Source organism: Ferriphaselus amnicola (genome assembly GCF_000974685.2).
Classification (GTDB): domain Bacteria; phylum Pseudomonadota; class Gammaproteobacteria; order Burkholderiales; family Gallionellaceae; genus Ferriphaselus; species Ferriphaselus amnicola.
In genome coordinates, this window is sequence record NZ_AP018738.1 from 1,823,150 (window position 1) to 1,835,472 (window position 12,323).

Annotated in this window: 8 protein-coding genes; 3 read left to right on the plus strand and 5 right to left on the minus strand. The window is 55.8% G+C overall.

Annotated elements, in window-relative coordinates; all coding sequences use genetic code 11:
* The first annotated feature begins 175 nt into the window (after positions 1-175).
* From OYT1_RS09155 to OYT1_RS09165, 3 genes are read left to right on the plus strand one after another with little or no spacing between them, the layout of a single operon-like run.
* Positions 176-583, plus strand: a complete 408-nt coding sequence (locus tag OYT1_RS09155) for a PilZ domain-containing protein (protein WP_062626066.1) — start codon at positions 176-178, stop codon at positions 581-583.
* Positions 573-2,177 (plus strand): sensor domain-containing protein, encoded by a 1,605-nt coding sequence (locus OYT1_RS09160; protein WP_062626067.1) that lies wholly within the window; start codon positions 573-575, stop codon positions 2,175-2,177. The genes OYT1_RS09155 and OYT1_RS09160 overlap by 11 nt, the downstream gene beginning before the upstream one ends.
* A gap of 5 nt (positions 2,178-2,182) precedes the next feature.
* Positions 2,183-6,313, plus strand: a complete 4,131-nt coding sequence (locus OYT1_RS09165; protein WP_062626068.1) for a bifunctional diguanylate cyclase/phosphodiesterase — start codon at positions 2,183-2,185, stop codon at positions 6,311-6,313.
* Here the strand turns inward: OYT1_RS09165 and OYT1_RS09170 are convergent.
* The 5 genes from OYT1_RS09170 to truB form a co-directional block, all read right to left on the minus strand.
* On the minus strand, positions 6,251-6,910 hold the full coding sequence (locus OYT1_RS09170; protein ID WP_062626069.1) for a YceH family protein: 660 nt from the start codon (positions 6,908-6,910) through the stop codon (positions 6,251-6,253). The genes OYT1_RS09165 and OYT1_RS09170 overlap by 63 nt on opposite strands.
* A gap of 13 nt (positions 6,911-6,923) precedes the next feature.
* Positions 6,924-8,780: a bifunctional tRNA (5-methylaminomethyl-2-thiouridine)(34)-methyltransferase MnmD/FAD-dependent 5-carboxymethylaminomethyl-2-thiouridine(34) oxidoreductase MnmC gene (mnmC, locus tag OYT1_RS09175; protein WP_062626070.1), complete on the minus strand. Its 1,857-nt coding sequence runs from the start codon at positions 8,778-8,780 to the stop codon at positions 6,924-6,926.
* 59 nt (positions 8,781-8,839) lie between these two features.
* Positions 8,840-10,975 (minus strand): polyribonucleotide nucleotidyltransferase, encoded by a 2,136-nt coding sequence (gene pnp / locus OYT1_RS09180; RefSeq protein ID WP_062626393.1) that lies wholly within the window; start codon positions 10,973-10,975, stop codon positions 8,840-8,842.
* A gap of 100 nt (positions 10,976-11,075) precedes the next feature.
* Positions 11,076-11,345, minus strand: a complete 270-nt coding sequence (rpsO, locus tag OYT1_RS09185; protein WP_062626071.1) for a 30S ribosomal protein S15 — start codon at positions 11,343-11,345, stop codon at positions 11,076-11,078.
* 55 nt (positions 11,346-11,400) lie between these two features.
* Positions 11,401-12,321, minus strand: a complete 921-nt coding sequence (truB, locus tag OYT1_RS09190; protein ID WP_062626072.1) for a tRNA pseudouridine(55) synthase TruB — start codon at positions 12,319-12,321, stop codon at positions 11,401-11,403.
* Positions 12,322-12,323: the final 2 nt, after the last annotated feature.

Below are 12,323 nucleotides of genomic sequence, written 5' to 3' on the forward strand. Positions count from 1 at the left end.
ACACCGTACGCAACCCAACCCCCGTTGCTATTTTCCCAAGAGGGGGTTTTGTGTACGCACTTCGCTTCACGCCATCGAATTCCACGTTCACGCCACGCGCCCTAGTTAGGGGCGCGTGTACTTTGTCATGCTTAAGCAAGCTGCAAATGCTCGCCCTCATTCATCGGAGGTATCTATGACACTCAGTTTGGAACGCCGCCAACACCCAAGATTCCAAATCAATAATCGTACCGCTATCATGTTCGGGCAAGGCCGCATCCGCGACATTTATCACGGAGATACAAGCAACCTATCTTTGGGAGGTGCCAGCATCCTCTGCAATCTAAAGCTGCGGGAAGCGATGGAGGAGGTGGTCATTTTCCTGTTCGCCCCTACCCCGCAGATCCAGCACATCAAAACGCGCGCCAGAGTCTTGCACGCCAGCTCGTTTGCCGATAGCACCTCTCGACTGAGAGTGGCATTCACCGAATTCTGTGGTGATGGCATCGCCAGACTAACGACCCTGTTGGAGGCAAACCCACATTTGATTCTCACAGATATTGTGACAACGGAGCGATCACCATCGAAATCTGATGACGAATAGCACGTATGCTTCTTTACCACCGGGATTCTTCGGCCAGCTCTTTGAGCATGCTGCCGATCCCGTCTTCGTTCTCGATATCGCAGGACATTTCATCGCCGTCAATCAAGCGGCGTGCGACCACACTGGCTATAGCCGCAATGAATTGCTGACGATGCGCTTGGAACACATTGATGAGACCGCATCGCCACAACAGCTCACTCAGCGCCAGAAGGATGGTTGGACTACTAGTGCGATGCACTTACGCAAGGATGGCACTCGAATCCCTGTCGATATGCACATTAAGATGGTCGAGCATGAGGATAGATGGCTTACGCTGATTATCTGCCGGGATGTGACCGAGCGCAGCCTGAAAGAGATCGAATACCGCAATATCATCCAGACCACTGCCGACGGCTTTTGGAGCTCGAGTGCAACAGATGCTCGCATACTTGATGTCAATGAAGCCTATTGTCAAATGGTCGGCTATACGCGGGAAGAGCTGCTGACTATGCGCATTTTCGATCTGGAAGCTTCCGAATCGCCAGAAGAGACCGCAAGGCATATCAGCAGAATCATCGAATCTGGAAGCGACTTCTTTGAAACCCAGCATCGGCATAAAGATGGCCATCTGATCGAGATCGAAGCCAGAGTCAGTTATGCCAGCATCCGTGGCGGCATGTTCTACACATTCGTGCGCGACATTTCCGTACGCAAACGCCATGAGGAGGAACTGAAGCTGGCCGCTTCCGTGTTTAATGCCAGTAGCGCCTCGATCGTGATTACTGACCGAGACAACAAAATCGTCAGCGTTAATCCCGCCTTCACGACAATAAGCGGCTATGAACCCGAAGAGGTGGTTGGTAAAAATCCAAATGTTTTAAGCTCGGGCAAGCAGTCCAAAGAGTTCTACCGCGATATGTGGGAAAGCCTAGCGCGCTACCACTATTGGCAAGGTGAGTTGTGGAATCGACGCAAGGATGGCCAGATCTACGCCGAGCAGCTAACCATCAACATCATTTCTAACAAGGATGGCAGCGTCCACCGTCATGTGGCCATCTTTTCAGACATCACGGAAAAGAAGCAAGCGGAAGATCTATTGTGGCGGCAGGCCAACTACGACTCGGTGACTAACCTCCCTAATCGTAGGTTGTTTCTCGATCGCCTCACACAGGAAATAAAAAAGTGTCGCCGGGCCACGACATCACTGGCGCTGCTATTCATCGATCTAGATCGATTCAAAGAGGTCAACGATCGCCACGGCCACAATATCGGCGATCAATTATTGATCGAGTCGGCACGCCGACTCAACGCCTGTGTGCGCGGTACCGACACGGTGGCGCGACTTGGCGGGGATGAATTCACCATCATCCTCACCAATATCACCGAGGCGACCGGAGTCGAAACCGTAGCCAAAAACATCAACAACGCATTACAGGAAGCCTTCCATTTCAACGGACTCAATATCCAGATTTCAGGAAGTGTCGGCATTGCGCACTACCCTGCCGATGCCACCACCCCAGATGATCTAACAACCAAGGCTGACATTGCCATGTACGCCTCCAAACGCCATGGACGTAATCGAATTTGCTTTTACTCCGACGAACTAGAATGTTGAGATCCATGCTACCCACACTCACGCTGCTTTCGCAGCCCACGTACCTCGGGAAATTGTTGCTAGTCGCGCTCGCTTACTTTGTTAGCGGCAAGCTAGGCTTGTCGATTCCCTATGTCGGCTCCAACATCACGCTGTTCTGGCTACCCACAGGCATCGCCGTCGCGGCACTGTTTCGCTTAGGCACAAATCTATGGCCGGCTGTCTTTGTCTCTGCCTTTGCTGTCAACCTATCTATCGGTACGCCTTGGCCACTCGCATTAGGCATTGCTGTGACGAATACCCTTGCCCCCACTGCGACCACATGGTGGTTGCAATACTATGGCCTGCATCCAGCCCTTGAGCGCCGGAGGGATATTGTCTTGCTGACGATCGCAGCGGCCGTGGGCATGCTCATCTCAGCTGTGGGCGGTTCGCTGACGCTTAATTTGGCAGGAATGATCAGCAATGAGTCATTCTTTGCGGCGGTGTTAGCCTGGTGGTCAGGCGACTGGGTCGGCGTGCTGCTGGGAGGAACGCTGCTGCTATCCATCAACCGGGAGAGTCTGCAACAGATACAGCGACACGCTCTCGAATTCTTGGTTTGGCTCGTTGTGACAGCCTTCGTAGGTTGGGCGGTGTTCTTCGACAACACGGGCAGCGATGTCAGACCGCTGGCCTTCTTCACCCTGCCCATCGTCATTTGGGCAGCCATACGCTTTGGCGCAACCGGCGGAGCGATCTCGACGGTAGTAATCTCGCTGATCGCAGCGTGGTCAACGTCGCACGGCAAAGGGCAGTTCTACCCCAATAGCCTGTTTTTGTTATGGGCTTATATGGGTATCCTAGCGTTCTCAGCCTTAATGATCACGGCCTTGCTGGCCGAGCGTAAGCGAGCAGAGGATCGCGCCACCTTGATCCTTCAGTCGGTCAATCAAGGCGTCTGGGGACTGGATGCGGATGGCAATGTCATGTTCGTCAATGCAGCAGCCGAACGAATGTTTGGCTACGCTCAAGACGAGTTGATCGGCAAGCCGATGCACGTCACGGTGCATCACTCCTATCGGGATGGTGAGCATTACCCGCTGGCGGCCTGCCCGATGCACGCCACACTTGCCGATGGTAAGCCGCGCATGCGCAAAGACGAGGTGATGTGGCGCAAGGATGGCAGCAGCTTCCCCGTGGAATACAGTTCTTACCCAATTTGCAGTCAGGGCAGCTTGCTCGGCGTAGTGGTCGTATGTCAGGACAATACCGAGAAAAAAGCCACGGAAGATGCTCTGCTCAGTAGCGAGCAGCGTTTCAAAACCATCGTGCAGTCCAATCCTATTCCCATTCTGATCACACGCATGGCCGATGGCTGCATCATCGAGGCCAATGCTGCATTCCTAAAAATGTTTGGTTACACGCGGGATAAGCTGATCGGCCATACCAGCCTCGAACTTAATCTATGGTGCAACCTAGAGGAGCGCGCACGGTTGCTGGAAGAACTCCAACGGGTTGGCGCACTGACGAATGCCGTCCTTGAATATCGCAAGCAGTCAGGTGCAACCGGCATGGTGAGCTTGTCTGCCCAACGGATCACTCTGGATGGCGAACCCTGCATTCTTGGAGTCGGTGAAGACATCACGACACGAAAACTGGCGGAAGACCGACTGCGCGAAACGAACGAGAAACTGCGAGGCCTGTTCGACCTGTCACCGGTCGGCATCGCCTTGACAGATATGGAAGGCCAGTACATCGAATTCAATGAGGCGTTCCGCAATATCTGCGGTTATCCCGAAGACGAATTGAGACAACTGGACTACTGGAAGCTGACCCCTAAAGAGTATGCCGATCAGGAAGCGCTCCAACTAGACAGCTTGGAGCGATGTGGACGGTATGGGCCTTATGAGAAGGAATATGTTCGCAAGGATGGCTCGCACATTCCGCTTCAATTGAACGGCATGCTGATCGAAGGGCATGAAGGACAGCGCTACATCTGGTCGATCGTGGAAGATATCAGCGAGCGCAAGCGAACTGAGCTTCAGATGCAGGAAAACCAAGCGCGGCTGACCGGCCTGATTGAGTCTGCGATGGATGCCATCATTTCCATGGGCGAAGATCACAAGGTCACGATCTTCAACCAAGGAGCCGAGAGGATATTCGGATATCGCGCCCGAGACATTCTTGGTCAGCCCATCGAGCAGCTGTTCCCAGTGCGTTATCGCCCTATGCACAAACAACATGTCGAGCGCTTCGACAGCTCCGGCAAAGCCACGCGCAACCTAGACATGTCCAGTATGTCATCTGGTCTGCGTGCCAACGGCGAAGAGTTTCCGTTCGAAGCCTCCATCTCCAAGATCGAGGTAGCCGGGAAGAAATACTATACCGCCATCCTGCGCGATGTCACCCACCGCAAACAGAGTGAAGATGCGCTGATGCTGGCCTCTTCGGTTTATCAGGCCAGCCATGAAGGCATCGTCGTGACAGACGAGAATAACCATATCATCGAAGTCAATCCGGCATTCACCCGCATCACCGGATATACCTTGGGCGAAGTGCATGGCCGCAATCCGAGTATGCTCAAATCGGGAGAGCACGACAAAAAATTCTATGCCGAGATGTGGGATGCACTTCGCCAGAAAGGCCATTGGCAAGGTGAAGTATGGGATAGGCGCAAGGACGGCACACTACAAGCCAAGTGGCTCAACATCAGCGTGCTACACCACGAAGATGGCAGCATCTACAGGCATGTCGGACAGTTTTCTGACATCACTGAGAAAAAGCGCAAGGATGAGCTGATCTGGACACAAGCCAATTACGACGCTCTGACCAACCTTCCGAATCGCCGCTTACTGATCGATCGTATCCATCAAGCGGCTTCGTCCAGCTCGCGCAGCGGAAAACATGGCGCTTTACTCGCACTCGACCTCGACCAATTCAAACAATTGAACGATACCTTGGGACATAGCATGGGAGATCGGCTTCTGCTCGAAGTCGCCCGCCGCTTGCAGGCATCGGTACGCGAGGAGGATATGGTAGCCCGGTTGGGAGGCGATGAGTTTCTAGTGGTGCTCACCGAACTCAGCAGCGACAGGAGCGAGGCCGCGATTCAGGCTGAACAGGTCGCAGAAAAGATCCGTGCAGAACTGTGTAGCCCCTATCACTTCGGCGACTTCGAGTACCACAGCAGCTCCAGCATCGGCATCATCCTGTTCCTCGGCCATTCGGACAGCCATGAAGAGCTACTCGCGCATGTGGATTCCGCCATGTATCAAGCAAAATCGAACGGGCGCAATACCACCTGCTTCTTTGACTCATCCATGCAGGACGCTCTGGAAAAACGTAGCCAACTGGACAATGCCCTGCGCGCCGCCCTCGTTCGTGACGAACTTATCCTCTACTACCAGCTGCAAGTCGATCACTCTGGCCAACCGATAGGCGCAGAAGCGCTGCTACGCTGGGCACATCCCAAGTTGGGGATGGTCTCGCCGGCACAATTCATCCCCGTCGCGGAAGAAACTGGGATGATCCTGCCCATTGGCCGCTGGGTGATCGAAACCGCCTGCGCGCAATTGGCTCGCTGGCAGCTTGATCCACGTTTATCCCACCTGAGCATCGCCGTCAATGTTAGCGCCCGACAGTTCCGGGAACTGGGTTTCGTCAGCCAGGTTCGCGAGGCCATCGCCACCAGCGGCATCGACCCGGCAGTTCTGAAGCTGGAGTTGACTGAAAGTCTGGTGCTACACAATGTCGAGCACAGTATAGAAAAGATGCACGAACTGAGAAGTCTGGGCATACGCTTCTCCATGGACGACTTCGGTACCGGCTACTCGTCCCTGTCCTACCTGAGCCGTCTGCCCATCGATCAACTCAAGATCGACCAGTCATTCGTTCGCAACATCACCACCGATCAGCACGACGCTGCCATCGTCCAGACCATCATCTCCATGGCGCAAGGCTTAGGGCTGGAAGTGATTGCGGAAGGCGTGGAAACTGAGGCTCAGCGCGAGTTCCTCGAACTACGCGGCTGCGACAACTATCAAGGCTATCTGTATGCCAGACCTATGCCTATCCATGACGTGGAGGCCTTGCTTGAGAGCCAAGTTATAGCTCTAGTTCACCCCCAACGACTCGCACAGCCGTCCAACCAGCGATCTCAGCTCTGCCACCTCTGATTCCAATCGGGCGACATTGGCTTTCAGGGCGGCGATCTCGCCAAGGCTGACATCGCCGGAAGGCGCAGAGTACGGGGCAGTAGCCATCGCTTCGATCACTGGCTCGCCCGAGAGCAAGTGCATCCAGCGATTCTCGCGGGAACCGGGCTGGCGGGGAAGTTCGACGACTAGCGCTCCGGCCTCCCGTTCACGCAACTCATCGAGAAAGCTCTCGACAGAGGAGATGTCGGCAAAGGAATGTAGCCGTTCGCTGTTGATACGCAATTCGCCAGCAGTCTGTGGGCCGCGCAGCATGAGAGTGGCGAGTAAAGCGGTGGATTGGGTAGGCACGCGCAGGACGCGCTCGATGTTATGGGCGTAGCGCGCCACCCGCCCACCACTGGACTCAACCACCAAGGTCTGCCCGCGCAGGCTGTCCAGCGCCGCTTGCACCTCAGCTTCGGTCGCTTCGATCACAGGATTGCGACTGGTCTTCTGATTGCAACCCGATAGCAAGGTATTAAGGGTCAACGGATAAGTGTCGGGCACAGTGCGCTGCTTTTCAGCCAATACACCAAGGACACGGGTTTCGAGCAAGGAAAGAGTCTGTATGGTCATTTTATTCGGTCGGTTAAGTAGTTTTTTTCCGCTGAAGACGCGCTTCAGGTGAGAGTTCGACGACGATAGTCATCGGCAAGGGAGGCAAGGTGTCGCAAGCCAAGGCAGCGATCAACTCTCCCGAGATACCCGCCGTGAGCAAACCGCGTGTGCCATGCGCCAAACTGCAATACAGCCCCTGCTCCACCTTGCCGACTAGCGGCACAGCACCGGGGGCAGAGCAACGAATGGACGCTCGTCCGTCGAGCTGATCGAGATCGAGGTCACCGAGGGCGCTGCGCAATGAGGGAATGTGTTGCTCCAACCGCGCCAGATTCACGGCATGATCCGTGCTGCGCACGTCCGTGCCTTCATCGTCAAAACTGTGCGTCGCACCGGCGATATGCACGCCGCACTCAGCCGGCGAACTGTAGCCATCTGCGCATACGACCGAATTGAGCACGATGCTTTCTTGGGTTCCAGGCAATGCGCTGATCTGACCTCGCACCGGCGTCAGCGGAAAATGCTCGAACTGCGCCAGTTGCTTAGCCTGATGGCCGCAACAGACCACCACAATATCAGCGTTAATCTGCCACTTCTGGCCTTGCGCATTCTGACCCGCGACCTGCCAGCCAGACACCAGCGGGGTCAGCGTTTCCACCGCATGGCCGAGTTGCTGCGTAATTCCAGACATACCTGCCCAGCGTTCACATAGAGCAGGCGGCACCACCCAGCCTGCGCTCGGAAACCACAGGCCACCGCGCTCCATCCTCATTCCGGTAAGTTTAGTCGCCGCCTCTGCATCCACCGCCTCGAACAAGGGAATCGGCCAGTCAAGCATGACCAAGCGCCCGATGCGTTTGATCTCAGCATCGGAGAAAGCCAACTGCAACAAACCGCACTCCGCGCGCAAGGTGTTATCCACTGGCAAGATCGCATCCATTTGTGAAAGCGCATGGCCATAAGAGGCCAGCACAAAACGATGCAGTGGATTCACCCCTGCACTGAAACGCGCATGCAGAATGCCAAGCGGATTCCCCGATGCACCCTGAGCAAGTTGCTCTGCGCGCTCGACCAGCGTGACCGCCACTCCGCGCTGCGCCAACGCGTAAGCAGCCGCGCAGCCCGCCAAGCCACCGCCGATGACGATTGCGCTTTGCGGGATAGTCAGTCCATCGGGCAGTTCAACTGCGGTCAATTTGCCACACAACATCTCGCGCTTGCGACCAAATCCAGGAGATTTCTGCATCGTGAAACCAGCCTCGGATAGACCGCGCCGCACCCAGCCCGCACTGCTGTAGGTTGCCAGCGTCGCACCAAAGCGTGAGGCATTGGCGATGCCTGAGAACACCTCGGGCGACCACATCTCGGGGTTCTTCGAAGGCGAGAAACCGTCGAGGAACCAAGCATCGACTCGCCCCAGCCCTACTGACTCACCCATCAGTTCGGGTAAGGCATCAGCCACATCACAGATCGCCAGCGTCAAACGTATCCGCCCACCCGCGAACGACCAGCGGTTCCAGCCGGGCACTCGCCGCTTCCAGTTCGCACACAAAACTTGGGCTTGGCTTGCCAGTTCAGGCCAAAGTCGCAAGGCTGCACGTATTTCTTCGTCGCCTAAGGGAAATCTCTCGATGCTGAAGAAATCCAGCGTCGCTCCCGCAGTCGCGGTTTGCTCGAACAGTTGCCAGACACACAGGAAATTCAATCCGGTGCCGAAACCAGTCTCACCCACAGTAAAGACCTCACCGGAGCGCAGCCCTGCAAAACGCTCGGCCAGCCGATTGCCTTGTAAAAAGACATGGCGCGACTCCTCCAGCCCTGAATCGGTAGAGAAATACACATCGCCGTAGCGATTCGAGTATGGTTGTCCGTCTTTCCAGTCCAGCATGGCTACACCAAAATGAAAATGCCCCGCATCAGCGGGGCATTTAATGAGTCACCGACCGCTTACTCTGCTGCAGGTTGATCTTCGGCAGCTTTGGCTTCCGCTGCGGCTTTTTCTTCCGCTGCGACAGCCTTCAAGCTCAGCTTCATACGACCCTTGTCGTCAATTTCCAGCACTTTGACGCGCACGACTTGGCCTTCCTTCAGGTAGTCAGACACCTTTTCGACACGCTCGCTGGAGATTTGCGAGATGTGCAACAGGCCATCCTTCCCCGGCAGGATGTTGATGAACGCGCCGAACTCGGCCAGCTTGACCACGGGGCCTTCGTAGATTCTGCCCACCTCGACTTCGGCCACGATGTCCAGAATGCGTTGCTGAGCAGCATTACCTGCTTCGGCGCTCACGCTGGAAATGGTGATATTACCTTCGTCGTCGATGTCCACCGTTGCGCCAGTTTCCTCGGTGATCGCGCGGATGACTGCGCCGCCCTTGCCGATCACATCACGGATCTTCTCTGGATTGATCTTCATCTTGAGCATACGCGGTGCAAAGTCAGACACGTCGGTGCGTGGCGATGGCAGCGCGGTCTTCATCAGGCCCAAGATGTGCATACGGCCTTCACGAGCTTGGGACAGCGCGACTTCCATGATCTCCTTGGTGATGCCGTTGATCTTGATGTCCATTTGCAACGCAGTGATACCTGCATCGGAACCGGCCACCTTGAAGTCCATGTCGCCCAGATGATCTTCATCACCCAGAATGTCGGTCAGCACAGCGAAACGATTGCCCTCCTTGATCAGGCCCATAGCGATACCGGCTACGTGTGCAGTCAGCGGCACGCCCGCATCCATCAACGACAAGCAACCGCCGCAAACCGAAGCCATCGAGCTGGAACCGTTGGATTCAGTGATCTCGGACACCACGCGCATCGCGTAGCCGCACTCATCCACACTGGGCAACACGCCAACGATCGCACGCTTGGCTAGACGACCGTGGCCGATTTCGCGGCGCTTGGGCGTACCCACACGGCCAGTTTCGCCGGTGGAGTATGGCGGGAAGTTGTAATGCAGCATGAAGCGGTCGGTGTACTCACCTTCCAGCGCATCGATCTTTTGCGCATCGCGCATGGAACCCAAGGTTGCCACCACCAGCGCTTGTGTCTCGCCACGGGTGAACAATACGGAACCGTGAGTGCGTGGCAGCACGCCGGTACGAATGGTGATCGGGCGCACGGTGCGAGTGTCACGGCCATCGATGCGTGGCTCGCCACTCAGGATCTGACCGCGCACGATCTTGGCTTCCAAGGCGCTGAACATGTCATTGACGTGATTCTTTTGGCGAGTTTCATCTTCGGCCAGCAAGGTATCGACCACACGCTTATTGATCTCGTTGACTTGCACGGTACGAGCTTGCTTTGAGCGCACGGCGTAAGCGGCTTGCAGATCAGCATCAGCCAGTTCGGCTAAACGCGCGATCAGCACTTCGTCCTTGGCAGGAGCAGTCCAGTCCCACGCATCTGCGCCGACTTCGTCAGCCATTTCATTGATCGCGTCGATCACGGCACGCATCTGCTCATGGCCGAACACCACCGCGCCCAGCATGATCTCTTCGGACAGCTCTTTAGCTTCGGACTCGACCATCAGCACAGCTCGGTCAGTACCAGCTACAACCAGATCCATCTGCGACGTTTTCAGCTCATCAGCCGTCGGATTCAGCAGGTATTCGCCATTCAGGTAACCCACACGTGCCGCACCAATGGGACCGTCAAATGGAATACCCGACAGCGCCAGCGCAGCGGATGCGCCGATCACGGCGGGAATATCAGCATCGATCTGCGGATCGCAGGACATCACGGTCGCCACGATCTGCACTTCGTTATAGAAGCCTTCGGGGAACAGCGGACGCAGCGGACGGTCGATCAAACGGGAAGTCAGGATCTCTTTCTCGGAAGGACGGCCTTCACGACGGAAGAATCCGCCGGGGATCTTGCCAGCGGCATAGGTGCGCTCTTGGTAATCCACGGTCAGCGGGAAAAAGTCCTGCTCAGGCTTGGCATCCTTGCGACCAACTACCGTGACTAGCACCACGGTGTCGTCCAGACTCACCATCACTGCACCCGATGCCTGACGAGCGATCTCGCCGGTTTCGATAGTCAGCTGGTGTTTTCCGTAAGTGATTGTTTTTTTATAGTGACTCAAGATGAACCTCTCTGTGCTTGATGTGGCGCGAGACGCGCCAGCGGATTCGACCGGATGGACGAAATAAAACACGGGGCACTTGCGCGCCCCGTATTCTGAATTACTTGCGCAGTTCTAGGCGCTTGATCAGCGTGCGGTAGCTGTCTTCGTTCTTGCTCTTCAGGTAGTCGAGCAACTTACGACGACGACTCACCAAACGCAGCAGGCCACGGCGGGAGTGGTGATCCTTGGTGTGTTCTTTGAAGTGATCGGTCAGATAGTTGATACGGGCAGTCATCAGCGCCACTTGCACTTCGGGGGACCCGGTGTCGGCTTGGGCACGTTGATAATCAGTAACAATTTGCGCCTTTTGCGCAGTGGTGATGGACATCTCTTACTCTCTCCTAAAAAAAGTGCGGCATTTTACCCTTGATCGGGCCGATTTCTCAAGTCAAATCAGCATTTGCGGCACTTTTTGCCACACGCGCTGATAGACGTTCTGGGGACAAGCGTCCCCCATTCAAACTTCCAACACCGATGAACTGATCGGCGCTATACAAACGCAACTTACCCTCGGGCAGTTCTGTCGATACTACGAGCTGCTGACCTTGCGCCAAACGCTTGGTCTGCTCAACATCTAAAGTCAATGACGGATAGTTCGGCAACAGCGTATCCACAGGCAACACACGACTATCTCGTTCGGCTGCGCTCATGGCCTGCAACTCAGGCCAACTCACCGCATCAACCAAGTCCAGCCCAGCGATGGCGGTACGGCGCAAACCGATCAGATGAGCACCGCAACCCAGATGCGCGCCGATATCTTCGGCCAACGTACGTACATACGTACCCTTGCTACAGCGCACTGAGAATTCCAGCTCATCGCCCGAAAAACTCACCAGCGTCAGCGCATATATGGTGATACGACGCTTCTCGCGCGCTATCGTTTCACCCTTGCGGATGTACTCGTACAGCGGCTTACCCTGAAACTTGATGGCGCTGTGCATCGGCGGAAGTTGCTCGATCTCGCCAATGAAATGCTGCAAAGCCACGACAACTTGCGCCTCGCTCACCGTCACTTCGTGACTAGCGATGACTTCACCCTCGGCATCGCCGGTCGTTGTCACCTGACCTAGCTTGGCCTTGGCCAGATAGGTTTTATCGGCATCCAACAGCGCAGTGGAGAATTTGGTCGCCTCGCCGAAACAAACCGGCAGCAAGCCGGTCGCCAAAGGATCAAGCGTACCGGTATGACCCGCCTTATCCGCCTGAAACAAGTGGCGCACCTTTTGCAGCGCGGTATTGGAGCTCAATTCCAGAGGCTTATCGAACAGCAATACGCCGTCCAGCGCACGGTAATTACGCGCCATGC

What these genes read in the sequence shown, in the direction of transcription:
- OYT1_RS09160 (WP_062626067.1), top strand. Translation starts at nt 573, where the DNA reads ATGACGAATAGCACGTATGCTTCTTTACCACCGGGATTCTTCGGCCAG.
- rpsO (WP_062626071.1), bottom strand. Translation starts at nt 11,345, where the DNA reads ATGTCCATCACCACTGCGCAAAAGGCGCAAATTGTTACTGATTATCAA.
- OYT1_RS09155 (WP_062626066.1), top strand. Translation starts at nt 176, where the DNA reads ATGACACTCAGTTTGGAACGCCGCCAACACCCAAGATTCCAAATCAAT.
- OYT1_RS09170 (WP_062626069.1), bottom strand. Translation starts at nt 6,910, where the DNA reads ATGACCATACAGACTCTTTCCTTGCTCGAAACCCGTGTCCTTGGTGTA.
- truB (WP_062626072.1), bottom strand. Translation starts at nt 12,321, where the DNA reads ATGGCGCGTAATTACCGTGCGCTGGACGGCGTATTGCTGTTCGATAAG.
- OYT1_RS09165 (WP_062626068.1), top strand. Translation starts at nt 2,183, where the DNA reads ATGCTACCCACACTCACGCTGCTTTCGCAGCCCACGTACCTCGGGAAA.
- mnmC (WP_062626070.1), bottom strand. Translation starts at nt 8,780, where the DNA reads ATGCTGGACTGGAAAGACGGACAACCATACTCGAATCGCTACGGCGAT.